Source organism: Fontimonas sp. FW305-C-3 (genome assembly GCF_058783185.1).
The window spans coordinates 125,967-151,003 of record NZ_JBYSYK010000004.1 but is presented as its reverse complement, the minus strand read 5'-3'; the positions used below and the strand labels follow the sequence as shown (position 1 = coordinate 151,003).

Here is a 25,037-nt window from a genome sequence, read left to right as displayed (position 1 = left end):
CCCACAGCTGTGAGCGACCTGATCAACGTCATCTGGCTCGGCATCATCGAGGGCATCACCGAGTTCCTGCCGATCTCCAGCACCGGCCATCTGCTGATCGCCGAACAATGGCTCGGCCACCGCTCGGATCTGTTCAACATCGGCATCCAGGCCGGTGCGATGCTGGCAGTCGTTCTGATCTACCGCGAACGCCTGTGGGGCCTTGCGTCGAACCTGGGTGACGCCGCGCAACGCGACTATCTCTACAAGCTGTCGGTCGCGTTCCTGATCACCTGCATCGGCGGGCTGGTTGCGAAGAAGCTCGGCTTCGAGCTGCCGGAAACGCTGACGCCGGTCGCGCTGGCACTGATCGTCGGCGGCGTCGCGATCCTGCTGATCGAACGCATCGCGGCGCGCATGCCGCTCAACGACGTCCTGACCTGGAAAGTCGCGATCATCGTCGGCGCCGCGCAGATCCTCGCGGCAGTCTTTCCCGGCACCTCGCGCTCGGCCGCGACGATCTTCGCCGCGATGCTGGCCGGCATGACGCTGCGGACCAAGGCCACCGAATTCGCCTTCGTGCTCGGCATTCCGACGATGTTCGCCGCGACCGGCTACGAAACCCTGCGTCTGGTCGGCACGCCGGCCTTCGCGCAGGAGGACTGGACCGCGTTCGCCGTCGGCTTCGTGACCTCGGCGATCGTCGCGTTCATCGCCGTCAAATGGTTGCTGAATTACATCCAGACCCATACGTTCACGATCTTTGCCTGGTATCGCATCATCTTCGGTGCCGGCCTGCTGCTGTTTGCCGCACAGTCATAGCCCGGGTGCAGACCGGGTTTCACCCGGCTGCCGCTCCTGCGGGATCAGTCTGCCGCCGCCACAGCCGCCCCACCGCTCGGCCGGCGTGTCATCCAGACGATGCCGATCAGCGACAGGCACATCCAGGCCGAAATCCAGAAGTAGTCGAGCGAAGACAGCAGATACGCCTGACCGGACAGCGTGTGGCTCATCACGGCAACCGACTGGTCGTGCGTCAAACCCTGCGCGGACATCTGCTGCAGCGTCTGCTGCATCACCGGATCGTAGACGCTTGAAGCTTCGGCGAGATGCGTCTGGTGCAGCGCCTTGTGACGGTCCCAGAACGTCGTCGTGATCGAGGCCGCGAAGCTGCCTGCCGTGATGCGCAGGAAGTTGGTCAGACCCGAAGCCGACGGGATGCGCTCGGGCGACACGCCGTGCAGGCTGATCGTGATCATCGCGACGAAGAACGTGCCCATGCCCAGGCCCTGCACCAGCAACGGATAGGTGAAGGACCAGAAGTCGGCATCGGCGGTGTAGCCGGCGCGCATGAAGTACGAGACACCGAAAGCGACGAACGAGAACGTCGCGATGGCGCGCGCGTCGACCTTGCCGATCAGCTTGCCGACCATCGGTGAGATCAGCACCGCGATGACGCCGCTCGGCGCCGCGACCATGCCGGCCCAGGTGGCGGTATAGGACAGCTGGGTCTGCATCCACAGCGGCAGCAGCACGGTGTTGCCGAAGAAGATGGCATAGCCGACGCACAGCGCAATCGTGCCGAACACGACATTGCGATTCTTGAACAGCGACAGATCGATGATCGGATGCTCTTCGTTGAGCTCCCAGATCAGGAAGGCGATCAGGCCAACGACGGCGACGATCGACAGCGCAACGATATGCGGCGACGAGAACCAGTCGGCATCCTTGCCGGTGTCGAGCACGATCTGCAGCGCACCGATCCACACCACCAGCAGCGCGAAACCGATACCGTCGACCGGCAGCTTGCGGGTCGGCGTCTCGGAGTTCTTCAGGCCGCTCCAGCAGATCGCCGCGCAGGCGATGCCGACCGGCACATTGATCAGGAAGATCCACGGCCAGCTGTAGTTGTCGGAGATCCAGCCACCGAGCAGCGGCCCGCAGATCGGCGCGACCAGCGTCGTCATCGACCAGATCGCCAGCGCCGTGCCTTTCTTCTCGGGCGGGAACAGCGCCAGCAGCAGCGCCTGCGAACCGGGGATCATCGGCCCCGACACGGCGCCCTGCATGACGCGGAATGCGATCAGCGACTCCAGGCTCCACGACAGGCCGCACAGCAGCGATGCGAGCGTGAACAGCAGCACCGACACGACGAAGGTGCGGACCACGCCGTAGCGCATCATCAGCCAACCGGTCAGCGGCACCGAGATGCCGTTGGCGACCGCGAACGACGTGATGACCCAAGTGCCCTGGTCCGGCGCGACGCCGAGATTGCCGGCGATGGTCGGGATGGAGACGTTGGCGATCGTCGTGTCGAGCACCTGCATGAAGGTGCCGAGCGCGAGGGCCATCGCGACCATCGCCTTCGCGCCGCCTTCGAGCGGGACGCCGCGTGCCTGTGTGTTGGCTGCGCTCACGGGGAAGCTCTAGAACGAGGACTTGCCGGCGTTGGCGCTGATGATCGACGCGATGCGTTCATCCAGCGCGGTGTCGGCGACGGCGGCCAGCAGACGCTGCGGCTCGACGCGCAAGGCCGGCATCTCGTCGGCGCTGGCACGCAGATCGACGCGCGCGGACATCGACAGGCCGACGCGCAGCGGATGCTCCTTGAGCTGCTGCGGATCGAGCACGATGCGCGTCGGCACGCGCTGCACGACCTTGATCCAGTTGCCGGACGCGTTCTGCGCCGGCAGCAATGCGAAGGCAGAACCGCTGCCGGCGGAAACGCCGGCGATATGGCCGCGATACTCGACGTCGTTGCCATACAGATCCGCGTGCAGTTCCACCGGCTGGCCGATGCGCATGTGCTGCAGCTGCACTTCCTTGAAGTTGGCATCGACCCAGACCTGGTCGAGCGGCACGACCGCCATCAGCGGCGTTCCCGGCGCAATCCGCGCACCGAGCTGCACGCCGCGCTTGGCGACGACGCCGCTGACCGGCGCGATGAGCCGGGTCCGCTGCAGTGCCAGCGCGGCTTCGCGCAGACGCGCGACAGCCTGCAGCACCTGCGGATGCGTCTGCACCGTCGTGCCGTCGATCTGCGCCTGCGCGGTCGCCAGCTGCTCGCGCGTCGCATTCAACGCCGCCTGCAGCGACGACACCTCATCCGAAGCATGCGCCAGCTCTTCGGCGGACACCGCGCCGTCGCCGGCAATCGACTGGCGGCGTTTCAGGTTCGCCCGCGCCGTCGCCAGCACGACTTCGCGCTGTTCGCTCTGCGCCTGCAGCGTCGCGACCTGGCCCTGCATGCCGCGCACGCCGCGCACGGCTTGAGCCAGCGCGGCCTCGGCCTCGGCCATTGCGACTTCGGCATCGGCCTTGTCGAGTTCCAGCAGCACCTGGCCGCGCTCGACATGCTGAGTGTCATCGACATGGATCGCCGTCACCGTACCGGCCTGCTCGCTGGTGATCTGGATCAGGTCGCTGGCGACATAGGCGTCGTCGGTATGCTCGTAATGGCGCGCATGCAGGAACCAGTACGCGCTCCAGGCAAGCACACCCGATGCAACGACGGCCGTCAGGGTCAACAGGCCGCGCTGGCGCTTGGCGTTTGCAGTGGAAGTTGTGGGCGCATTCATGATTTCACTCCGGGACCGCTTTCTACCGATGCAGCAGATTTGAGGGTGTTGGGATCGAAACTGCCGCCGAGCTGCAGCAGCAGGCGCACGCGCGCCGACGACTGGCTGGCCTGCAGCATCACGAGTTCGCGGCGCAGGTTCAGCACTTGAGATTCGGCATTGAGGACGATCAGCTGGCTGGTCAGGCCAGCGGCATAGCGTCGCTGCGCGATCGAGTAGGCCTGTTCGGCGGCGGCCAGCGCCTGCTTCTGCTGCACCAGCTGCTCATTGATCGAGCGCGTATTGCTGAGCTGGTCGGCAACCTGGCGCACCGCTTCGAGCACGATCGCGTTGTAGTCGGCAATTGCGCTGTCGAGGCTCGCCGTCGCGCCGCGATAGCCGGCCTTCAGGCGCTGCGAGTCGAACAGCGGCAGATGGATGGCCGGACCGGCGCCGTAGGTCGTGCTGCTGCTTTCGAACAGATGATCCAGACCGATCGACGCGACGCCGGCGAAGGCGCGCAGGTTGATGTCGGGATAGAACGCGGTGCGGGCCGCCTCACGACCGGCGGTGGCCGCCGCGACGCGCGCCTGCGCCGCAAGCACGTCCGGACGGCGCGCGAGCAGATCCAGCGGCAGTTCTTCCGGCAGCGGCAGCGCGATGTCGAGATTCAGATGCGGGCGGCCGATCTGCGCGTAGGCGCCGGCGCCCTGGCCGCTCAGTTCGGCAAGACGATGCACCGCCAGCTCACGCGTCGCCTCGGCCTGCAGCCGCGCCGCGCGTGCTTGCGGCACCAGGGCTTCGGCGTTCTTCAGTTCGATCTGCGTATCGAGTCCGGCGCTGACGCGCTGGCCCGCGAGCTTGAGCAGTTCGATGCGCTGCTGCTCGCTGCGCTCGGCAATATCGCCCAGTGCCCAACTCTTGTAGAGCTCGACATAGGCCTGGGCGATCGCGCCGGACAGGGCGAGCTGCGCACTCGCGGCATCGAGCGCGCTGGCGTCGCCGACCGCGCGCGCCTGCTCGAGCAGCGCGGCCTGACGGCCCCAGAAATCGAGGCTCCAGTTCATGTTGAGACCGACCTGGCCCTGCCAGTACACGCCGCCGCCGAGCGGCGGCGGGATGATGTAGTTCTCCGAGTAGCGTTGGCGCACTTCCTCGCCATCGAGCGTAAAACCGGGGCGCAGCGGCGCTCCCGCGGCTTGAACCTGCGCCTGAGCGCTGGCGAAACGCGCCAATGCCTGCGCCAGGGTCGGGCTGTCGCGCAAGGCGGTATCGATCAGCTGATTGAGCTGCGCATCGCCATAGGCCTGCCACCAGCCTTCGGCGACGGCCGCGCGCGGCTGGGTGCCGAGGCCCAGCGTCGTCGTTGTGATCAGCTGCAACTTCGGTTCATAGGTCGGCGGCGTCACGCAGCCTGCGAGCGCCGCGCTCAAGGCAGCGCCGAGCGCCAGCGATACGATGCGAGACTTCATGACGCCGCTCCGATGGGCGTCGGCTCGCTGGCCTGCAATGCCGCAATCAGCTTGTTGAGCAGGCGCGTCAGTTCGGCAAACTCGGCGGCGTCGAAGCCGGACAGCGTCTCGTTGAGCAGCGTCACCAGCTGCGGCTTGAGTTCGTCGACCTTCTGTTCGCCGGCCGTGGTCAGCACCAGCTCGACGACGCGCCGATCCTGCTGGCTGCGATTGCGCTCGAGATAGCCGCGCTGCTCCAGGTGGTCGAGCATGCGCGTGATCGCGCCGTTGTCATGGCACATCGAGCGGCACAGTTCGCTCGCGGTTTTGACGATGCCCTCGCGCAGTTTGACCATCGCGATCCACTGCACGAAGTTGACGTCCTGGCTGGCAAACACGACGTCGGCACGCTCGTGCATCAGCGTGTGCGACAGCTTCAGCAGGTAGCCGATACCCGTGCTGGAGCGAAAGGTTTTGGGATCGTAATGCGCGGTCGTCACGAGCTTCTCCGCGAGACTCTCTGTCAGGGCAATATTTGCCGAGGCAGATATTGCTCCGGCAATTGATTGCCGTCAAGAACTTTTATTCTCATGAATACAATAGCTTGAGAAATCAGCGCGGGAGCGTGTCGCGCCAGGCTTTCAGCGATTCAGCCCTGCGGCGCTGCAAGGCCTGCCCCAGTTCGGCACCCGGGGCCTGGCCTTCCGCCATCAGATCGCGCGCCTGGATCGCCGTCGCGACGGCGCGCGCTTCGCGCAGATAGTCGACTTGCGGATAAGCCGCATCTTCGAAACCCAGCCGGCCGCGCGCATCGCAGCAACCGGCCTGCAGCAACTGCTCGAAACGCTCGGCATTGCGGAAAGCCTGCAGACGTTCCAGCAGCTCCAGCAGCGTCTGCGGCCGCAGTTCGCGGACGCGATGGATCAGCAGATGCTCGCGCGTGTGAATCAGCGCCAGCTCGCGACACTCGTTCGGCACGCGCAGCCGCTGCGACATCGCCTCCACCAGCGGCACGCCGCGATGCTCGTGCATCCGATGCGAGGGCCACTCGCCCTGCGGTGTCAGCGCCTTGCCCAGATCATGCACCAGCGCCGAGTAGCGCACCGGCAGCGCCGTATTCATCTTCGCGGCCACGTCGACGCACATCAGCGTATGCACGAGGCTGTCGACTTCCGGATGATAGTCCGCGCGCTGCGGCACACCGGACAGCGCCGCCAGTTCCGGCATCACCCGCGCCAGCGCGCCGCAGGCGTGCAGCGTTTCGAAGTAGGCCGATGGCCGTGCGCTCATCAGCGCCTTATGGGTCTCCTGCCAGATGCGCTCGGGCACCAGATGATCGACCTCGCCGGCGTCGACGATCTGCCGCAGCAGCTGCATCGTCTCGTCGGCCACCGTGAAACCCAGCGACGCGAAGCGCGCCATGAAGCGCGCGATGCGCAGCACCCGCACCGGGTCTTCGGTGAATGCGTCGCTGACGTGGCGCAGCTTGCGCGCGTCGATGTCGGCCTTGCCGCCGCAGGGATCGATCAGCGTGCCGTCCGCATCTTCCGCTATCGCGTTGATCGTCAGGTCGCGGCGCTGCAAATCCTGCTCGAGCGTCACGTCTGGGCCGGTATGGAACACGAAGCCCTTGTAGCCGTGCCCGCTCTTGCGCTCGGTGCGGGCCAGCGCGTATTCCTCCTGCGTCTGCGGATGCAGGAAGACCGGAAAATCCTTGCCGACCGCTCGGAAGCCACCCGCTTCCATCTGCTCCGGCGACGCGCCGAGCACGACCCAGTCGTTGGTGTTAGCCGGCAAACCCAGCAGACGATCGCGCACCGCGCCGCCGACCAGATAGCGGCGCGCCTGCGGCGGCAACTCGGCGTTGCCGGCCTTCACGGTGACGGGCGCTGTACCGGACGCAGCAGCGCCGCGGGGTCCTGCGGCTTGCCGTCGCTGCGCCAGCCGCGTACCGCGAAGTTCCACATGACCTTCTGCACGTAGCCGCGCGTCTCGTTGTACGGAATGTTCTCGATCCAGATGTCGCCTTCTACCGGCGCGGCCGGCAGCCAGCGCTGCACCGCATTCGGCCCGGCGTTGTAGGCCGCGGTGGCCGGCGCGAACTGTCCGCCGAAGCGGTCGCGCATCTCGCGCAGGTAAGTCGCGCCAAGCGGGATGTTCACCTCCGGCCGGAACAGATCTTCGACGTCGGGTCGCGCGCTGCCGCGCCGCTTGGCGACTTCTCGCGCGGTTGGCAGCAGCAGTTGCAACAATCCATAGGCATTCGACGGCGATTGCGCGCGTGCATTGAACAGGCTCTCCTGCCGCATCAGGCCGTAGATCCAGTTCGGCGGCATGCCGACGTCGTCGGCTGCTGCACCGATCTGCGCGATGTAGGCATTCGGATAGCTGAGCTCGAGCAGGTCGTAGACGCCCTGCTTGGCCAGCAAGCCAACGGTCTGCACATGCCAACCCCAGCGCGAAGCCAGCCGCGCGGCCTGCAAGCTCTGCGCCGCGTCGAGATCGCGCGTCGCGCGCGACCACTCGAGGTTCGCCCAGCGCTCGCGATCGCCGAGCAGGAACAGCTCCTGCGCGCGAACAAAACCAGGCTGCTGCGAGAGCTGCCGCTGCATGCCGGCGTCGTCGTCGAAGCCCCGCATGCGCGGCGCGTAGCCGCGCTGCAGACGATAAGCCGCGAGCAGGCCGTAGTAGCTGTTTTCACCGAGCAGCGATTCGTAAACGGCCCGGGCGTCTCGACCGAGCAGCTGAATGCTGCGCGCGCGCCAGTACGTCCAGCGCGGATCAGCGGCCTGCGTCGGCGGCATCCGCTGCAGCCAGTCGTAGGCTTGCGCATAGCGCCCGTTCCACAGCGCCGAGCGCACGCGCCACTCGCGCGAGCGCTCGTCGAGTACCGTGTCCGGCAAGCTCGCATAGACCTCCGGAGCATCTGCGCTGCGATCCAGCGCAAGCCCCAGTGCGACCGAGCGCCGCAGCTCGTCACGCTGGCTTGCCGCAAGACGCGGCGCCAGCTGGTTCAGCACCGCCTGCGCGCGCACCGGATCGCGTGTCGCGGCGCGATCGAAAGCCGGCTGCAATGTCGTCCAGTCGAAACTGGCGGCGGGGTCGCGTGCGATGTTCTCCAGCGTTCGGAGCGGATCGCCGACCAATGCCGACCATTGCCTGAGCGGCGCGACCCGCTCTTCCGGCAGCGTCTTGATCAGCCAGTCCGCCAGCTCGGTGTTGCGCGCTTCGAGCGCCTTGCGCGTGCGCTGTTCGACGACATCCGCCGTCAGCAGGCCGCGTGCCTTCAGCCAGTCGAAGGCCGGCACGCAGTTCTGCGGCATCTGCGGCGCGGATTGCCAGAAGTCGCGCAATTCGCTGGCCAGCGTGGCATCCGTGCTGTCGGCGGCGATGCGCGCGCGAAACGCCGCGCATCGCAACGCAGGATCGCTGGACTGGCCGCCGCCATAACGCAGGAAGTCGGCCCACAACTCGCGGTCGGCCAGACTGCCCAGCCAGGCCTGCTTCAGATCGGCAACCGCCGTGATATCCGGCGCGGTCTGCAGGAAGTCGACGATCTGGCCATCGACCGCGGGATCGACCGGCTTGCGCAGGAACGCCTGCAGGCGCAGCGCCTGCAGATCGGGATACAGCACATAGCTGCGCAGCGCGATGCTGTCGCTGAGGATCGTCGTCACGCCGCGTTCGGCCGCAGTCGCGGCCTGGCGAAACTCGTCCCGGACCGCGCTTGCGGAAGCTTCGGAACCGCACAGCAGCGCAAGGACCAATCCGCTGGTGCGCATAAGACGGGGGAACTTAAGCACATTCATCATCGGTTAGGATGCGCGCCAATTGTAGTGCAGCTGAAGAATCGAAGAATCAGGGCTCATGGAACAACTGCTGTCGCATCTGCTGGTCTTTCTCGTCACCGGTGCCTGCGCCGGCGTGCTGGCCGGACTGTTCGGTGTCGGCGGCGGCCTGATCATGGTGCCGGCCTTGGCGTTCGTGCTGCATGCCAGCGGCGTTGCCGACGCGGTCTACATGCAGGTCGCGATCGGCACCTCGCTCGCGGTCGTCTCGGCAACGTCGATCTCCTCGACTCTGGCTCACCACCGACGCAACGGCGTCGCATGGCAGGTCTTGCTGCGCTTCGGACCCGGACTCGCACTTGGCGCGATTGCCGGCGCCTACATTGCCGACACCTTGAGCGGCGATGCCTTGCGTCGCCTGGTGGGCGGCGGCGCGTTGCTGGTGGCGCTGCGGATGATCTTCAGCAAGAGCTCGACGGCCACCGTCGATCAGTTGCGCGCGGGCACTGCCGAGCTCTCGCTGGTCGGCGTGGTGATCGGCGCCTTGTCGTCGCTGGTCGGCATTGGCGGAGGCTCGCTGACCGTGCCGTATCTGAGTGCGCGCGGCTTGTCGGTACATCGCGCGGTCGGCACTGCCGCAGCCTGTGGTGTCCCTATCGCCTGGGCCGGCGCCTTCGGCTTCGTCTCGGCCGGCTGGGACGCCACCGGCGTACCCGCACCGCATCTCGGCTATGTCAGCCTCACCGCGTTCGCGTCACTCGCGGTCGCCAGCGTGACCTTCGCGCCGCTGGGCGCAAAGCTGGCGCACTCGCTGTCGCCGGTCGTCCTCAAGCGCGCATTCGCCGCGCTGTTGATCGTCGTCGGACTGCGGATGCTCTTCTAGCGCCTGCTAGTCTTTTGAAGGTTGTGCGTCCGGCAGAAAGCGTACGCCGTTGAGACCGGAGTCGAGCACCGCGGCCTGCAACAGATCCACGACCTTGCGGCGCGGAAAGCTCTTGCGCCAAGCCAGCGCGATGCGCCGCTGCGGCGCCGGCGGCACGAAGGGCTTGGCGATCAGCAGGCTGTCTTCGGGACGATTGTCGATCGACGAACGCGGCAGCACCGTGATACCCAGGCCGCTGACGACCATGTGACGGATCGTCTCCAGGCTGCTGCCGGTTTGCGGACGCGGTCCGTCGGCATCCATGTCGACGCATTTCGGACAGGCTTCGATGACCTGCTCGCGGAAGCAGTGCCCGGAGCCCAGCAGCAGCAGCGGCTCGCCGGCGAGCTGGCGCGCCTGCACCTGTTGCACCTCGGCCCAATGATGATCGGGCGGCATGACGACGAAGAAATCTTCGTCGTACAGCGCCCAGGTCTGCATGCCGCTCTGTTCGATCGGCAAGGCGACGATCGCGACATCGAGTTCGTTGTCGCGCAGCTGCTCGAGCAGGCGTGCAGTGAAGTTCTCCTCGATGACCAGCGGCATCTCGGGAGCGCGCTTGCGCATCAGCGGCACCAGGCCCGGCAACAGATAGGGTCCGACCGTATAGATCGCGCCGAGGCGCAGCGGACCGAAGAGTTCATTGCGGCCTTCGCGCGCCATGTCTTCGATCAGCCGCGCCTCGGCGAGGACGGTACGTGCCTGCGCGATGATGCGTTCGCCAACAGGCGTGGGGCGTGCTTCGCCGCGGTTGCGTTCGAACAGGATGACACCCAGTTCGTCTTCCAGCTTCTTCAACGCCACCGACAAGGTCGGTTGCGATACGAACGAACGCTCGGCCGCGCGCCCGAAGTGGCGTTCCTTTTCGAGGTTGACGAGGTAGCGCAGTTCGGTGAGCGTCATGCCAAGTTTGATCCGTTACCGTGGCCAACAGAATAGCGCCTGGATCCGCACGCGTTGCAGGGCTACAGCCAGTCCCTGGACTGCAGATAGTGGGTCAACAACCGCTCCTCCGCAGACGCCGGTTCTGGCTGATGGTCATAACGCCAGCTGACCTGCGGCGGCATCGACATCAGGATCGATTCCGTGCGGCCGCCGGACTGCAGGCCGAACAGCGTGCCGCGATCCCAGACCAGATTGAATTCCACGTAGCGGCCGCGCCGCAGCAGCTGCCACTCGCGCTCGCGCTCGCCGTAAGGCATGTCCTTGCGACGTTCGACGATCGGCACGTAAGCCGGCAGGAAGTGATCGCCGACACTGCGCATCAGGCCGAAGCTCTGGACGAATCCGCCGGCACTCCAGTCGTCGAAGAACAAGCCGCCGACACCGCGCGGTTCGTTGCGATGCTTGAGGAAGAAGTACTCGTCGCACCAACGCTTGAGGCGCTGATGAACGTCGGTGCCGAACGGCGTGCAGGCGTTGCGCGCCTGGGTATGCCAGTGGCGCACGTCGTCGTCGTTGCCGTAGTACGGAGTCAGATCGAAACCGCCGCCGAACCACCAGACCGGCTCGGCACCCTCGGCCTCGGCGCTGAAGAAGCGCACATTGGCGTGAGCGGTCGGAACAAAAGGATTGCGCGGGTGGATCACCAGTGAAAGGCCCATCGCACGGAAACCGCGGCCGACAAGCTCGGGCCGGTTCTGTGTCGCGGACGGCGGCAACCGCGCGCCGCGCACTTCCGAGATTGCGACGCCGGCGCGTTCAAAGACCTTGCCGTCGGCGAGCACGCGGGTTTCGCCGCGGCCCTGCAGCGGACTCTCCGGCGGCTTGCTCCAGGGATCGGCAACGAACGCGCTGCCATCGATCGCGCTCAGCGCGGCGCAGATCCGGTCCTGCAAGCCACGCAGATACTGTTCGACGGCCGTGGTATCGAAACCGCTGTTGTCGGCCGTGGCGTTCATCGACGCAGGATATGACCGGTTTGCACGTCGCGGATCGTCGTCGGCTTGGCGAGACCGCCGAGCGCGCCGGGAACGATGGCGTCGAGCCGCTTGCCGAGCTGCAGATGCACTTCACTGATGTTGCGCGCCGGCGGCCGACCGCTGCGATTGGCGCTGGTCGATACCAGCGGCCCGCAGCGCAGGGAAAGCGCGCGCAGCACCGGATGGGCGGTGATGCGGACGGCAATGCCGTCATGCTCACCGGTCAGCCAGGGCGGCGCGTCGTCGCTGACCGGGAATACCCAGGTCGCCGGGCCGGGCCAGGTCGCGGTCGCGCGCTTCATCGCGCTGTTCGAGGGCAAGGCGACGAACATCGGCAGCTGCTCGAAATCCGCCGCGACGAGAATCAGGCCCTTGCGCCAGTCGCGTTGCTTGAGCGCGAGCAAGCGCTTCACCGCCGTCGCGTTCATCGGGTCGCAGGACAGGCCCCAGACCGCTTCGGTCGGGCAAGCGATGACGCCGCCCTCGGCGATGGCTTCCGCGGCGCGCTGCACATGCCAGGGCGCCGGCGCGACGACGGCAGGATCGCGGCTCACTTGTTCTTGCGGACCGCCTTCTTCGCGGCCTTCTTCGCAGCGGCTTTCTTGACGACCTTGGTCGTCGACTCGATCGGCGCCTTGGCCTTGGCGGCAGCCTTCTTCACGGCTTTCTTGACCGCTTTCTTCACCGCCTTCTTTGCGGGCGCCTTGGCCTCGCCTGCTTCGGGCTTGTCGGCGGCAGTCTTCTTGGCCGACTTTTTAGCGCCCTTCTTGGTCGTCGGCGGATTCTGTTCCTCGAGATACGCTTCGCACTCGAACACGCTGAGGCTTTCGGCCTCGCGACCCTTGGGCAGGCGCGCACGCCGCTTGCCGTCGGTGATGTATGGACCGAAGCGACCCTTGACGATGCGGATGCCGGTCTCGCCGAAGATCTTGATCGTCGCGGCTTCGAGTGCGGCGGCCTTCTGCTCGATCAGCTCGATCGCGCGCGGCAGTTCGACGGTGTAAGGATCGTCTTCCTTCTTCAGCGACACGAAGCTCGAGCCGTGGCGCACATATGGGCCGAAGCGGCCGATGTTGACCGCAACCTCTTCGCCGTTCGGCAGCGTGCCGATGATGCGCGGCAGCGTGAACAGCGCGAGTGCCTGGTCCAGCGTGATCGTGTCGATGCGCTGGTTGGCGCGCAGCGAGGCGAAGCGCGGCTTGTCGGTGTCTTCCTTGGTGCCGATCTGCACGAAGGGTCCGAAGCGGCCGAGGCGCGCGGAGATGGGTTTGCCGGACACCGGATCGGTGCCGATCTGGCGCGCTTCGGAGACTTCCGAGCGGCTCAGCTCCTGCTTGGAATCGACCAGCGACTTGAACTGCGACCAGAACTCGCCGAGCAGCGGCTGCCACTGCTTCTCGCCGCGGGAAACCGCGTCGAGGTTGTCCTCGAGCTTGGCGGTGAATTCGTAGTCGACGTACTGCGTGAAGTGCTCGGTCAGGAATTTGTTGACGATCATGCCGACATCGCTGGGCCAGAACGCCTTGCCTTCGAGGCGCACGTAGTCGCGGGCAAGCAGCGTCGAGATGATGCTGGCATAGGTCGACGGACGACCGATGTCGTATTCCTCGAGCGTCTTGACCAGGCTCGCTTCGGTGAAGCGCGGCGGCGGCTCGGTGAAATGCTGGTCTGCGGAGACATCGAGCAGCTTGACCTTCTCGCCGACTTCCAGCGCCGGCAGGCGCTTGTCGTCGTCGTCGTCTTCCTTGCCGGTCGGCGTATCGACGCTCTGGTTGTAGACCGCCATGAAGCCGGGCTCGACCAGGGTCGAACCGTTGGCGCGGAAGGCATTGTCGGCGCCGGCACGCAGCTCGACGGCGACGGTGTCGAACACCGCCTGCTGCATCTGGCTCGCCATCGTGCGCTTCCAGATCAGCTCGTAGAGCTTGGCCTGTTCCGGCGACAGGAACTTCGCGACGTCCTTCGGCAGGCGCGCGGCCGAAGTCGGGCGCACCGCTTCATGCGCTTCCTGGGCGTTCTTCGACTTGGTCTTGTAGTAGCGCGGCTCTTCCGGCACTTCCTTGGCGCCGAACTGCTTGGCGATCGTGCTGCGGATCTCGGTCAGCGCGTCCTGCGCGAGGCTCACCGAGTCGGTACGCATGTAGGTGATCAAACCGACGGTCTCGCCGCCGAGATCGACACCTTCATACAACTGCTGCGCGGTCTGCATCGTGCGCTTGGACGTGAAGCCGAGCTTGCGGTTGCCTTCCTGCTGCAAGGTCGATGTCGTGAACGGCGGTGCCGGATTGCGGCGGCGTTGCTTCTTGTCGACGTTGGCGACCAGCAGTTCGCCCTGCGCGGCCTTGCTGACGATGTTCTTCGCGGTCAGCGCGCCGATCGTATTGTTCAAGGTGAACTGCTCGACCTTGCGGCCCTGCAGTTCGACGAGCTTGGCGGTGAACGCGGTCTTGCTCTTCTCGGCAACCGCTTCCAGCGTCCAGTATTCGCGCGGCACGAAGGCGCGGATTTCCTTCTCGCGCTCGCAGATCAGGCGCAGCGCCGGCGACTGCACGCGGCCGGCGGAAAGACCCGGCTGCACCTTGCGCCACAGCAGCGGCGACAGGTTGAAGCCGACCAGATAATCGAGTGCGCGGCGCGCCTGCTGGGCGTTGACCAGATCCTCGGAGATTTCGCGCGGCTCCTGGATCGCCTTCTGCACTTCGCGCTGGGTGATCTCGTAGAACACCACGCGCTTGACCGGCTTGTTCTTCAGCAGGTTCTTTTCGCGCAGCAGCTCGACCAGATGCCAGGAAATCGCCTCACCCTCGCGATCGGGGTCGGTCGCCAGCCAGAGCTCATCGGAGTTCTTCAGCGCCGAGATGATCGCCTTGACGTGTTTCTCGTTGCGCTCGATGACCTGGTACTTCATCTCGAAGCCGCGCGCGACGTCGACGGCGCCGTCCTTGGGCACCAGATCGCGGACGTGGCCGTAGGAAGCAAGGACTTCAAAGTCCTTGCCCAGATACTTCTTGATCGTCTTCGCCTTGGCGGGCGATTCGACGATAACGAGGTTCTTGCTCATGTAACTCGGCATATGGGGCGTGACCACCGGAGGGGTGGCAGCAATGGGCGCCTTATAAGCGCAACCGCAGGCCCATGTCTAGGCCAATGCGTGCGCGCGCACGCGCGTACGCGAGGAAATCCGCGGCGGCAAGGGCTGCCGCCGCGGTTCGGATCTCAGTGCTTGAACTCGCCGTGGTAGTAGACCATCTCCTCGAGATGGCCAAAGGCTTCCTCGGCATCGGGCTGGTTCATCAGCACCAGCAGGCAGACCCATTTGACGCGCTCGAGATCGATCTCTTCGCGCAGCGCCATCAGGCGGTCGATGACCAATTCGCGCAAACCGCCGTCGAGGATGCCGAGCTGCTCCAGGTACATCAGGAAGCCGCGGCATTCGGTGGAGATTTTTTCCATCTCCTCGCGTGCGTAGATGCGCATAGCGCCGCAGGGGCCGAAGACGATCGGCAGCTGGCGCTGCGCGGCGAGGCCATCGAGCCAGTTGAAGGCCTGGATGACCTGATCGTCCGGAAAACCGGCGGCGATCAGCTCTTCCTGCAAAGTGGCCTGATTGTCGGCTCCGGAGAATTCACCCTCCTGATAGTTCTCCAGCAGGTACATCAACACATCCAGGACCGTCTCTTTCATTTCTTACGCTCCCTAGAGTTGATCCGAAGTTGCTTCAAAGTTGATCAATGCGCTCAACAGAATGCTGGCCTGCATGCCCATTCTGGGCGAGCCGGAGCGGTTTGTCGCCCTTCCCTTCGCGTCGCGCAAGGCGCTGATAACGCCCGTCTGCGGCAACCGCGATCCAGCCTCCCAGCTCCAGCTGCGTCAGTGCCGCCTGCAGGCTCGCGATCGGCTGCTCCAGCCGCGCAGCGAGCTGATCGACACCGAGCAACTCGTCGCCCAGAGCCTGCAGCACTTTGGCCTGCCCGGCGCTTAATGCGTCGGTGGACTCATCAAGCGCCGCGTCTGCAGGTGCCGTTTCATTCAGAGCACGACGCATGCCAATCAGCGGCGCCAGCTCGACCAGTACGTCGTCGACCGTCTCGACCAGCTTCGCACCCTGCCGGATCAGGCTGTGGCAGCCGCGCGCCAGCGGGTTGTGGATCGAGCCGGGAATCGCGAACACCTCGCGGCCCTGCTCCAGCGCCAGCCGCGCGGTGATCAGCGAACCCGATTCGCGCGCCGCTTCGACGACGAGCACGCCCAGGGCCAGCCCGCTTATGAGTCGGTTGCGGCGCGGAAAGTTCTCCGCCGCCGCGCCGACGCCGACCGGGAACTCGGAGACCAGCGCGCCGCTGCCGATGATCCGGTGGGCGAGCGCCTTGTGCCGCGCCGGGTACACGCGGTCGAGCCCGGTGCCGCAGACCGCGACCGTGCCGCCGCCGCCCGCCAGCGCGCCCGCATGGGCCGCGCCATCGATTCCGAGCGCCAGCCCGCTGGTGATGGTCAGGCCGCGGCGCGCGAGCTCGGCAGCGAAGGCCTGCGCGTTCTCCAGGCCCTGCGGACTCGCATGGCGCGAGCCGACGATGGCCAGCTGCGGCGCATCGAGCCAGTCCAGATCGCCCTGGACGAACAGCAGCGGCGGCGCCTGGGCGATCTCGCGCAAGCGCGCGGGGTAGCGCGGGTCGGCCAATGTCAGCGCGTGGCAAGCCGGCTGCGCCAGCCATTGCAGGTCGCGCTCGATCGCCGCTTCGTCGACGCGCTGCAATGCCTGGATCTGCGCTTCGCTCAAACCCGCACGGCGCAGCGCAGACGGCTGTGCCGCCACGATGCTGGCAGGATCGGCAAAAGCGATGAGGAGTTTTCGGACCGTCGCGCTGCCGATGCCCGGCGCGCGGCACAGGATGAGCCAAGGTCTCAGTGACTGTGCGTCCACGGGCTTAGGGTCGCCCAGATGAGGGCGCGCTGGCAAGCGCGAACTCGCTGCTTCGAAGTTACGTTGTTGTTACAGCTTGCGGCTGGCTGTTGGCACTTGCCGTTACAACCTCGCCTCAACGACGCTCCGACGGATTCGGTCCACGCACGCGATCGTTGAGATGAATCTCGCGGACGGCGCGCATCACCAACGCGAAGCTGACGCGCTCGTCGGCCTTGAACACCATCAGCGTGCCGGCGAACAGTTCCGGCAACGTCTCGTTGCGACCGGTGTACGGATCGCGCGCGGTACGGCCGGTCTGGAACACATCGAGCACGCTGCCCGCTTCCAGGCCATCGGCCGCGCCGCGGCTCAGCGCGACGACCTGGTACTGGCCGATCTGCGAAACACCGCCGATCACCGAGATGATGCGTCCGGCGATGGAAGGGTCGGCGGCACGCGGATAGAAGTTGGCGGTGAAGCCGCCCAGTTCCGGCGGCAGCAGGCGATCGCCCGCGCGCGTTTCCATGTAGCTGCGCGCGATCAGCACCGTGGCCGGCTTGCCGTCGCGGCGCACTTCCATGTCGGCAACCGGAATCGCTTCCCAGCCGAGGAATTCCTTGGTATCCGGATCGATGTACTTGTTGCCGATGCGCACGCTGTCGTAGCGATAGTCGCCGCCTTCCGGCAGGTTCTTCACATAGACCTCGGCGCCCGCGCCCTCGACCACATGCGGCTCGGCAAAGCCGAGCACATACGGCGCATCGCGGAACTGGTCGGCGGTCACGACGCGCGCGGCGTGCAGGAAGTCGCGGATCGCTTCGAGCGGAATCGTCGGGATCGCATCGCCCAGCGCGGACTCGCGAATGCGCGGCGACAGGTATTCGGTGTTGGACGGTTCTTCGCGCTGCACGACCGGACGGCCATCGCGCCAGACCAGTGTCAGCACGTCGCCGGGATAGATCAGATGCGGATTCGCGACCTGGCCGTTGACGTACCAGATCTCCGGCCACTGCCAGGGCTCGATCAGATAGTGCGCGGCGATATCCCACAGCGTGTCGCCCTTCTTGACGACGTAGCTGAGCGGCGCATCGCTGCGCATGCCGACCGGCGCGGACGCCGGCAGCTGTGCGTCTTCGGAAATCTCCGCGAGCGGTGCTTCGTGCAGCGGCTGCGTGCGCAGGCCATCGCCGGAGTCGTCGCGCGCCGGGGTAATGGTCCGTTCGGCCGTTTGCGCACAGCCAGCCAGACTCAGCGCGAGCAGCGCTGCGCCGTACAGACCCTTTGAACCGGTATACTTGGGCATGGCAAAACCGTCCCCGCGGGTTGCGCCAGAATTGGTAAACTCTATACGGCTCAATCGCTTGCCGTCAAATCTGTCAGTTATTTCTTAAGCTGGTAACTTCGGCATCGGCCATGGCGCTACTCACCATCCTGCATCACCCCGATCCGCGCCTGCGTCAGAAGGCCCTTGCGGTGCAGCAGTTCGATGCCGCGCTGCAAACCCTGATCGACGACATGTTCGAGACCATGTACGCGGCGCCCGGCGTCGGCCTGGCCGCGACCCAGGTCGGCATCGCCCAGCGTCTGGCGGTCATGGATTGCAGCGAGGACAAGGACAAACCCGAGCCGATCGTCATCATCAACCCTGAAATCCTTGAACCGGCCGAGCCCGAAGTCATGGAAGAGGGCTGCCTGTCGGTGCCCGGCGTCGGCGAGAAAGTCGAACGCTACAACCGCCTGCGCATGCGTGCGCTCGACCGCCACGGCAAGCCCTTCGAACTCGAAGCCGCAGGTTTGATGGCGCAGGCCATCCAGCACGAGATCGATCACCTGGACGGCAAGCTTTATATCGATCGCCTGTCCTCGTTGAAGCGCGAGCGCCTGCTCAAGAAGCTGCGCAAGCAGCAGGCGGAATAAACCGATGCGGCTGGTCTTCGCCGGTACGCCGGAATTTTCGGTGACGGCGCTCGATGCGCTGCACGCCGCCGGCCATCAGATCGTCGGAGTCTTCACCCAACCCGATCGCCCCGCCGGCCGCGGCCGCAAGCTGTCGCCCTCGCCGGTGGCCGAGCGCGCCGTTGCGCTCGACCTGGCGGTCTTCAAGCCCGAGCGCCTGCGCGAGGACGCGCAAGCCATCCTGCGCGAACTCGCTCCCGAGGTCATGGTGGTCGTCGCCTACGGCCTGATCCTGCCGCAGGCGGTGCTCGACATCCCGCGGCATGGCTGCATCAACATCCATGCTTCGCTGCTGCCGCGCTGGCGCGGCGCGGCGCCGATCCAGCGCGCGATCGAAGCCGGCGATGCGCAGACCGGCGTCACCATCATGCGCATGGAAAAGGGTCTCGACACCGGGCCGATGCTGCTGATCGAAACCACAGCAATCACCTCGGCGACGACCGCCGCGAGCCTGCACGACACGCTGGCCGAAATCGGCGGCCGGCTGATCGTCACGGCGCTCGACAGGCTCGCAGCGGGTGCACTGCCGGAACGGATCCAGCCGGCGGAAGGGGTGACCTACGCCGCCAAGCTGAGCAAGGCCGAAGGCCAGATCGACTGGGCGCAATCGGCCGAAGAGATTGCACGCCGTGTCCGCGCCTTCAATCCGTTTCCGGTGGCCTGGAGCGGGCTCGCCGGCGAGCGTGTGCGCATCCTCCAGGCCCGGGCAGTCGACGGCGGCGCTGCGCCGGCCGGCACGCTGCTGGCCGCGCAGCATCTCGATGTCGCCTGCGGCCAGGGCTCGCTGCGCATCGAGCAGCTGCAGTGGCCAGGCGGTCGGGTGCTCGGCGCGCAGGAAGCGCTTGCGGCGCGCAAGCTCAACGGCTTGAGGTTCGAACATGTCGCCGACTGAACCGCCCGACGACGATCTGGCTTTTCCGCCAAAACCGGATCGTCCGGATTGCTGCGCCGGCGGTTGCGCCCAATGCGTCCTCGACGATTACGCCGAAGAGATGGGCCGCTGGCACGAAGCGGTGGCCGCCATTGAGGAGCTGCGCCGTCTGCGCGCCGCGGGGACAATCGGCGCCAATCCCGACGCGAAGGCCGACTGAGGCCAGCGCGCCTGCGGATGCTTCAGTTGGCGCGCTGGCAGCGCGCCAGGCAATTCGAGGTGTCCATCGAGAGGGCCAGCTGTTCGCCATCGCTCAGCGATGCGGAAAGGAATCGCTCCAGCGACCACTGCATGGGCGTCGGCGCTTGTTCCGCCTGCAGCGTCGAGGTCATGCGCAGACGGACAGGGCTTGCCGCCTTCTTTGCGAACCGCTGCGATTTTCCTGCCGCTGAAGGATTTCTCTGGCGGGCGGCAGCAATGATTCTGCCCCGCCCCGCGGCGGGCGCGCCATCTCCCAGACGGTGGCGCAGGGTCGAAACTTCACGCAGCGCTGTCGTCCCCACTTCGTCCGCGAGCTTGGCGCAGTCGATGCGCTTCAACAGCGAGCGCCCCTCTTCCGCGACCTCCGTTCCCGCCGGAGCGCGCCCGGACCACTGCACCTGCAGGCGCAGGTGATAGAGGCAGCTGTGGTTATCGATACGGCCAGTGACGATTTCGAGCTGCGGCGTCGCGACACCGCGATCGCTGCCGTTGCGAATGTCCGGCAGCTGCGCCGAGAAGCGGCGCGGCGTCCGCAACGGCGCAGCGGTCGTCCTCTGGGCGAATGCGCGGAGTTCGGCGGCGAGGCCCGCGTCGGCTGTCGCGGCCGCTGCGGCAGCCGGAGTGGCAGAGACCACAGCGCACAGCATCAGAACCGCTCTGAGCAAACTGAACATATTTCCCCGAAACACCGCGTGATCGCGATCCCCGATCGCCCGGGGGCGATGTTAGGGAGCGGTGATCTCAGGGAATATGGATAAAAACTACTGACCTGCCGTCGACGGTCGCGACAGCGCGATGTCGCGACTTCAGGGCGCCGAGCGTGCGCCGCGGCCACCGAGGGCAGCCGCCGTTGTGCCGGTCTTCAACGCGCGCACCAGGCCTTCGTCTGCAACGAAGCCGGAACCATCGTCGAGCTCGAACCAGCCCGCGGTATCGGCCGGCAGCAGACGCAGCTGCGTACCCGGCTGCAGGCGCTTGAGCACCTTGGCGGTCTTCTCGGGCTGGTCGCGGACCATCACGCGACCGCTGACGGTCGCCAGCACCAGCTGGCTCGCCACGTCCTCGATCTGCGCCGGCGGCGGCGCGGACAGCGAAGCCTCGTGGACCGATGCCAGCGCGCTGGCATGGATGTAGCCGGGCCGGCCCTGCAGCTGGTACCACTCGTCCTTGGTGGTCTTGACGACCTGGATCAGCGAGGCGGCGGCCAGTTTCGACAGCACCGGCGATTTCAGCGACGGTGTCGCGCGCAGGTTGACCCGGCTGGCGATGGTCACGGCGTCGAGCTGGCTGCCCAGCGCCTGCACCGACTCAACCGGCGTGTGGCGCGCGGCGGCGATGACCTGGTCGCGTTCGTTGTTGGAGGCGAAGCGCCCGCCCTGCTGCAGCTTGCGTTGCAGCGCGGAGACTTCATACAGCGCGACGGCGGTGGCTTCCTGCACCAGCGACGCGCAGGCCGTCTTCTGCAATACGGAGCGACCGCCTTCGGCCGCATCGTCTTCGTCGATCGCCGCGCCGGACCAGCGCAGGTGCAGGCGCAGCTGGTACAGGCAGGTGTGGCTGTCGAGCCGGCCGGCGACCAGTTCCAGCGCCGGCGAAACCGTGCGCTTGCCGTTGCTGCTGCTGATGCTCGGAAGATCGGTCTTGAAACTGCGCGGCAGACGCTGCGGCGCGTCGGGGATGCGTTCGAGGAAGCTCGTCAGGTCCTGTGCAAACGCGGCTTGGTCGGCACGCGCGCACGGCGCTGCGCCCGCTGTGAACAGCAGGCCAATGGCCAACGAGACTGCACTGGTACGACCGAGCATGTTCCCCCCGGAACGGCGCCCACCCCATGCGATAGGAATCGCAGTTACCCGATAGTAGCGGCGTGACGCCGGGATGACTACCCAGCGTCACGCGTAAATCGGGCCTATCGTCGCGGCGTGGAGGGCCACGACGATGGATCTGTCGTGATCTCTTACAGTTCTGGCGCGGATTGGTAATTACGCCGGCGGCAGCGCCGACAGCGGCACGACCGGCAACACCACGCTCGAAGGCCGCTCTGCATCGCTGTAGATCGTCAGCACACCGACCAGCTGGTCGGCCAGATCGGCGAGTGGCGGCAGCCCATGCGGGAAGTCGCTGGCACCGACGGTGACGCGCAGGCGGTGGCCCTGCTTGATGACGAAGCTCGACGGGAATACCTCGATCGGCAACAGCACCGGCGTCCCGCTGCCAACCGCCTCGCGCGAGGCCTCGGTGTACGGATGCCAGGGCTGGATCATCTCGCCGTTCAGATAACGCGAGCGGCTGGTGTCGAGCTGGCGCAGCGAGGCGGTGAGGATGCCGTTGGTGATTTCGCGCGAGCCGCCATCCGGGCTGACGTCGGTGACGCGCACCAGCAGGCCGGCGTCGGCGGCCGTCGTCGAGATCCATATATCGGCCTGGATCGGCCCGTTGACGTAGTAATCCTGCTCCATCGCCGGCGTTGTGAAGCCGACCTCAAGCAGGGGGTTCTCGTTGAGATTGTTCTCGTCGAAGCACGGCAGTGGCACCGCGCCGAGCAGGCCGGCGGTCCACTGCGAGGTGCTCGTCGAGCAGATGCCGTTGAGCGGCTGCTGCAGCACCGTGCTGCTGCCTTCGCCGGCAGCTGGCAGTTCGCGGCTCAGCGACTTGTCGGCGCGCAGGTAAAGGCGCTCTGCGCGCGCCTGCGGATGCGGCCAGTTCGTCGTCGTGACGTAACGCTCTTCGCCGTACAGGTATTGGGTGACGTTCGGCACTTTCGTCGCACCGGCGTTCATGCCCTTCAGGTACTGATCGAACCACATCAGCGCGATGTGATCGAGATCCGGCACGCCGTCGCGCGGCAGACCCTGACCCATGGAGCCGCCGATGTGCTGCCAGGGGCCGAGCAGCAGCTTGGCGGTGGTGTGGCCGCGCAGCGCCTCGTACAGCAGCGGCTCGCCGCGCTGGAAGATGTCGTTGAGGCCGCCGACGATGAAGGTCGGGATGCGGATGCGATCCGCCACTTCGATCGGCGATCGCGTGCGCCAGAACTCGGTGTCGTAGTTGTAACCGCCGACGCCGATCGCCGACTGCGCGATCACCGGCACCTGGAAGTTCGTCACCGCGCTGAGCAGGTGCTCGAGGATGACCGCCGGCGCCGCCGTGTCGAACTCGGCCGGAATCGCGCCGAGCGCGGTCACCAGGCCCATCCACAGCGGAATGAAGCCGGCATTGAGCTGGCCACCGGACCAGACGATGTCGCGGTAGGCATCCGCCATCGGCACGATCGCGAAGACGGCTTTGTGCGCCGGATGCTGGTGCGCGGCGGTGAACAGCTGGGTGATCGCCATGAACGACGCGCCCCAGGTACCGACCGTGCCGTTGCTCCACGGCTGGGTCGCGGCCCATTCCATGACTTCTTCGTAGTCGGCCTGCTCCTCTTCGCCGAAGGCTTCCCACTCGCCGCCCGACATGCCGGTGCCCCGCACATCGACGCTGACATGCACGTAGCCGTGGCGCACGAGGAAGGCGTTGGCGGCGGGGATCGCCGGAATGCTCTTGTTGTAGCCGGTCTGGGTCAGGATCACCGGCAGCGGCGTTGTCACCGCGTTGCCGTCGGCATCGGCCGGCAGCGTCACCGTCGCCGACAGCTCGACGCCGTCGCGCATGACGATCTTCTGGCCGCCGAGCTTTGCCGTGCCCGGATAGTCGTCGGCGCGCTCGTAGGTGACCCACTTGGCGTCGCTGGCGGATGAGCCGCCGCCTGTCGCCTCGCCCGCTTCATCGCTGCTGCCGCAGGCAGCAACACCGACCGCCACAAACGCCGCCAGCAGCCATTTGCCGAAGTTTGAATTCATGGGTCCTCGCTCCACTGCACTGGATCCTGCGGTGCTCGAGATTGGCACCTGATCGTCCCGGAGCGGCATGCTGCCATGGAATCGGGCGCTTTGTGGATGCCTGCGCACCTATCGCATTGCCGCTGCGCCTGCGATCATGCCGCCCGCATGAGCACCACCAATTCCCCCTGGGGCGCCAAGCCCCGCAGCAGCGACCGCGGCGGCGACCGTGCCGATCGCAATGTCCGCGCCATCGCCGCCCGCGCCGTCCGTCAGGTCCTGCGTGGCCGCAGCCTCGACGATGCGCTGCTGCCGGCCGCCAACCTCAACCTTGCAGCCGACGGTGCCCTGGCGCGCCTGCTCAGCTACGGCGTACTGCGCGAGCTGAGCACGCTGCAGGCGTTGTCGAAGATGCTGATGGAGCGGCCGCTCGATCCCGACGACGAAATCGCCACGCTGATCCTCGTCGGCCTGTTCCAGCTGCGCACGCTGAAGACGCCGGCGCATGCCGCGACCCATGAAACCGTCGAAGCCGCCGCCGCGCTGAAGCGGCCGGAAGCGCAGGGCTTCGTCAACGCGGTGCTGCGCCGCTACGATCGCGAGTCGGTGGAGCTCGAAGCCCAGCTGCCGGACGATCCGGTCGTCCGCTACGCGCACCCGTTCTGGCTGGTCGACACGCTGCAGCGCGACTGGCCGGATGACTGGCAGGCCGTGCTCGATGCCAACAACCAGCAAGGACCGCTGACGCTGCGCACCAACCGCCGCCGCATCACGCGCGACGAATACCTCAAGCGCCTCGGCGAGATGCAAATCGACGCCGAGGCCAATCCTTACGCCAGCGAAGCCGTGACGCTGGCCAGCGCGCGTGGCGTCGACCGGATTCCCGGCTTCAATAGCGGTCAGGTTTCGGTACAGGACGCCTCGGCGCAGCTCGCCGCGCGCCTGCTCGATCTGCAACCGGGTCTGAGCGTGCTCGATGCCTGCGCGGCGCCCGGCGGCAAGACAGCGCATATGCTCGAATCGGCCGACGTCAGGGTCACCGCGGTCGACAACGACGGCGGCCGCCTGATCCGGGTCGACGAAAACCTGCGCCGTCTCAAGCTGGAGGCCATGCTGATTGCCGGCGATGCCAACAAGCCGGAACGCTGGTCCAAGCAGCGCATCTTCGATCGCATCCTGCTCGATGCACCCTGCTCCGGCACCGGCGTGATCCGCCGTCATCCGGACATCAAGTGGCTGCGCCGCGAAAGCGACATCCTCGCCTTGCAGGACAAGCAGCTGGGCCTGCTGCAGTCGCTGTGGCCGCTGCTCGCGAGCGGCGGGCGCATGGTCTATGCGACCTGCTCGATCCTGCGCGCCGAGGGCGATGCCGTGATCGAGAAATTCGCGGCGATGCGGCCCAACGCCCAGGTTCTGCCGATCGATGCGGATTGGGGGCAGGCGACGCAGTACGGCCGTCGCATCGCACCCGGCGGCGCGTTCGACGGCTTCTATTACTCCGTTCTGAGCAAGCGCTGAGCCTGCTCGCCGCGAAATCTTGACCGAGGTCTCAGACAAAACCGGCGCTTTGTTGGATAAAGCGCCTTCTTTTCCGGCAGTTCCGGGCGCA

The 25,037-nt window shown here is 66.4% G+C and carries 22 protein-coding genes; 6 read left to right on the top strand and 16 right to left on the bottom strand.

Features of this window, described 5'->3' with window-relative positions; translation table 11 throughout:
- Window positions 1-9: 9 nt before the first annotated feature.
- Window positions 10-801: an undecaprenyl-diphosphate phosphatase gene (locus AC3WUF_RS16145; protein WP_492427446.1), complete on the top strand. Its 792-nt coding sequence runs from the start codon at window positions 10-12 to the stop codon at window positions 799-801.
- Window positions 802-845: 44 nt separating this feature from the next.
- Here AC3WUF_RS16145 and AC3WUF_RS16140 read toward each other — a convergent pair whose 3' ends face one another.
- The 6 genes from AC3WUF_RS16140 to AC3WUF_RS16115 form a co-directional block, all read right to left on the bottom strand.
- On the bottom strand, window positions 846-2,339 hold the full coding sequence (locus AC3WUF_RS16140; protein ID WP_492428415.1) for a DHA2 family efflux MFS transporter permease subunit: 1,494 nt from the start codon (window positions 2,337-2,339) through the stop codon (window positions 846-848).
- Window positions 2,340-2,405: 66 nt separating this feature from the next.
- Window positions 2,406-3,557 (bottom strand): HlyD family secretion protein, encoded by a 1,152-nt coding sequence (locus AC3WUF_RS16135; protein WP_492427444.1) that lies wholly within the window; start codon window positions 3,555-3,557, stop codon window positions 2,406-2,408.
- Window positions 3,554-5,008 carry an efflux transporter outer membrane subunit gene (locus AC3WUF_RS16130; RefSeq protein ID WP_492427442.1) on the bottom strand — a complete coding sequence of 485 codons (1,455 nt, stop codon included), beginning with the start codon at window positions 5,006-5,008 and terminating at the stop codon, window positions 3,554-3,556. The genes AC3WUF_RS16135 and AC3WUF_RS16130 overlap by 4 nt, the downstream gene beginning before the upstream one ends.
- Window positions 5,005-5,487 (bottom strand): MarR family winged helix-turn-helix transcriptional regulator, encoded by a 483-nt coding sequence (locus tag AC3WUF_RS16125; RefSeq protein WP_492427440.1) that lies wholly within the window; start codon window positions 5,485-5,487, stop codon window positions 5,005-5,007. Before AC3WUF_RS16125 ends, AC3WUF_RS16130 begins: the two co-directional genes overlap by 4 nt.
- Window positions 5,488-5,599: 112 nt before the next feature.
- The gene (locus AC3WUF_RS16120; RefSeq protein ID WP_492427438.1) at window positions 5,600-6,865 is read right to left on the bottom strand and encodes a multifunctional CCA addition/repair protein; all 1,266 of its coding nucleotides are present in this window, start codon (window positions 6,863-6,865) and stop codon (window positions 5,600-5,602) included.
- A complete protein-coding gene (locus tag AC3WUF_RS16115; RefSeq protein WP_492427436.1) occupies window positions 6,862-8,664 on the bottom strand; it encodes a lytic transglycosylase domain-containing protein in 1,803 nt (600 codons plus the stop codon). The genes AC3WUF_RS16120 and AC3WUF_RS16115 overlap by 4 nt, the downstream gene beginning before the upstream one ends.
- A 190-nt stretch (window positions 8,665-8,854) precedes the next feature.
- Between AC3WUF_RS16115 and AC3WUF_RS16110 the strand changes: the two genes are divergently transcribed.
- Window positions 8,855-9,658 carry a sulfite exporter TauE/SafE family protein gene (locus tag AC3WUF_RS16110; protein WP_492427434.1) on the top strand — a complete coding sequence of 268 codons (804 nt, stop codon included), beginning with the start codon at window positions 8,855-8,857 and terminating at the stop codon, window positions 9,656-9,658.
- A gap of 6 nt (window positions 9,659-9,664) precedes the next feature.
- On the opposite strand, the gene AC3WUF_RS16105 is transcribed toward AC3WUF_RS16110, so the two are convergent.
- From AC3WUF_RS16105 to AC3WUF_RS16075, 7 genes are all read right to left on the bottom strand, one after another.
- Entirely contained in the window at window positions 9,665-10,600 is a 936-nt protein-coding gene (locus AC3WUF_RS16105; RefSeq protein ID WP_492427432.1) for a hydrogen peroxide-inducible genes activator, read from the bottom strand.
- A gap of 62 nt (window positions 10,601-10,662) precedes the next feature.
- Window positions 10,663-11,598, bottom strand: coding sequence for an oxygen-dependent coproporphyrinogen oxidase (gene hemF / locus AC3WUF_RS16100; protein ID WP_492427430.1), 936 nt, complete (start codon window positions 11,596-11,598; stop codon window positions 10,663-10,665).
- Window positions 11,595-12,173 (bottom strand): L-threonylcarbamoyladenylate synthase type 1 TsaC, encoded by a 579-nt coding sequence (gene tsaC / locus AC3WUF_RS16095; RefSeq protein ID WP_492427428.1) that lies wholly within the window; start codon window positions 12,171-12,173, stop codon window positions 11,595-11,597. The genes hemF and tsaC overlap by 4 nt, the downstream gene beginning before the upstream one ends.
- Window positions 12,170-14,680, bottom strand: coding sequence for a DNA topoisomerase I (locus tag AC3WUF_RS16090; RefSeq protein WP_492427426.1), 2,511 nt, complete (start codon window positions 14,678-14,680; stop codon window positions 12,170-12,172). Before AC3WUF_RS16090 ends, tsaC begins: the two co-directional genes overlap by 4 nt.
- A 155-nt stretch (window positions 14,681-14,835) precedes the next feature.
- Entirely contained in the window at window positions 14,836-15,303 is a 468-nt protein-coding gene (locus tag AC3WUF_RS16085; protein WP_492427424.1) for a Smg family protein, read from the bottom strand.
- A gap of 34 nt (window positions 15,304-15,337) precedes the next feature.
- Window positions 15,338-16,540: a DNA-processing protein DprA gene (dprA, locus tag AC3WUF_RS16080; RefSeq protein WP_492427422.1), complete on the bottom strand. Its 1,203-nt coding sequence runs from the start codon at window positions 16,538-16,540 to the stop codon at window positions 15,338-15,340.
- A 115-nt stretch (window positions 16,541-16,655) separates the two neighbouring features.
- Window positions 16,656-17,825 carry a LysM peptidoglycan-binding domain-containing protein gene (locus tag AC3WUF_RS16075; protein WP_492427420.1) on the bottom strand — a complete coding sequence of 390 codons (1,170 nt, stop codon included), beginning with the start codon at window positions 17,823-17,825 and terminating at the stop codon, window positions 16,656-16,658.
- A gap of 110 nt (window positions 17,826-17,935) precedes the next feature.
- Here AC3WUF_RS16075 and def point away from each other — a divergent pair, with 110 nt between their 5' ends.
- From def to AC3WUF_RS16060, 3 genes are read left to right on the top strand one after another with little or no spacing between them, the layout of a single operon-like run.
- Complete coding sequence (gene def, locus AC3WUF_RS16070) at window positions 17,936-18,439, top strand: peptide deformylase (RefSeq protein WP_492427418.1); 504 nt, start codon at window positions 17,936-17,938, stop codon at window positions 18,437-18,439.
- Window positions 18,440-18,443: 4 nt separating this feature from the next.
- The gene (gene fmt / locus AC3WUF_RS16065; protein ID WP_492427416.1) at window positions 18,444-19,370 is read left to right on the top strand and encodes a methionyl-tRNA formyltransferase; all 927 of its coding nucleotides are present in this window, start codon (window positions 18,444-18,446) and stop codon (window positions 19,368-19,370) included.
- Entirely contained in the window at window positions 19,357-19,569 is a 213-nt protein-coding gene (locus tag AC3WUF_RS16060; RefSeq protein WP_492427414.1) for an oxidoreductase-like domain-containing protein, read from the top strand. Before fmt ends, AC3WUF_RS16060 begins: the two co-directional genes overlap by 14 nt.
- 22 nt (window positions 19,570-19,591) lie before the next feature.
- Here AC3WUF_RS16060 and AC3WUF_RS16055 read toward each other — a convergent pair whose 3' ends face one another.
- From AC3WUF_RS16055 to AC3WUF_RS16045, 3 genes are all read right to left on the bottom strand, one after another.
- On the bottom strand, window positions 19,592-20,284 hold the full coding sequence (locus tag AC3WUF_RS16055; RefSeq protein ID WP_492427412.1) for a hypothetical protein: 693 nt from the start codon (window positions 20,282-20,284) through the stop codon (window positions 19,592-19,594).
- Window positions 20,285-20,416: 132 nt separating this feature from the next.
- Entirely contained in the window at window positions 20,417-21,412 is a 996-nt protein-coding gene (locus AC3WUF_RS16050; RefSeq protein WP_492427410.1) for an SH3 domain-containing protein, read from the bottom strand.
- Window positions 21,413-21,589: 177 nt separating this feature from the next.
- Window positions 21,590-23,449, bottom strand: a complete 1,860-nt coding sequence (locus AC3WUF_RS16045) for a CocE/NonD family hydrolase (RefSeq protein WP_492427408.1) — start codon at window positions 23,447-23,449, stop codon at window positions 21,590-21,592.
- A gap of 147 nt (window positions 23,450-23,596) precedes the next feature.
- On the opposite strand from AC3WUF_RS16045, the gene rsmB reads away from it, so the two are divergent.
- Window positions 23,597-24,946: a 16S rRNA (cytosine(967)-C(5))-methyltransferase RsmB gene (rsmB, locus tag AC3WUF_RS16040; RefSeq protein ID WP_492427406.1), complete on the top strand. Its 1,350-nt coding sequence runs from the start codon at window positions 23,597-23,599 to the stop codon at window positions 24,944-24,946.
- Window positions 24,947-25,037: the final 91 nt, after the last annotated feature.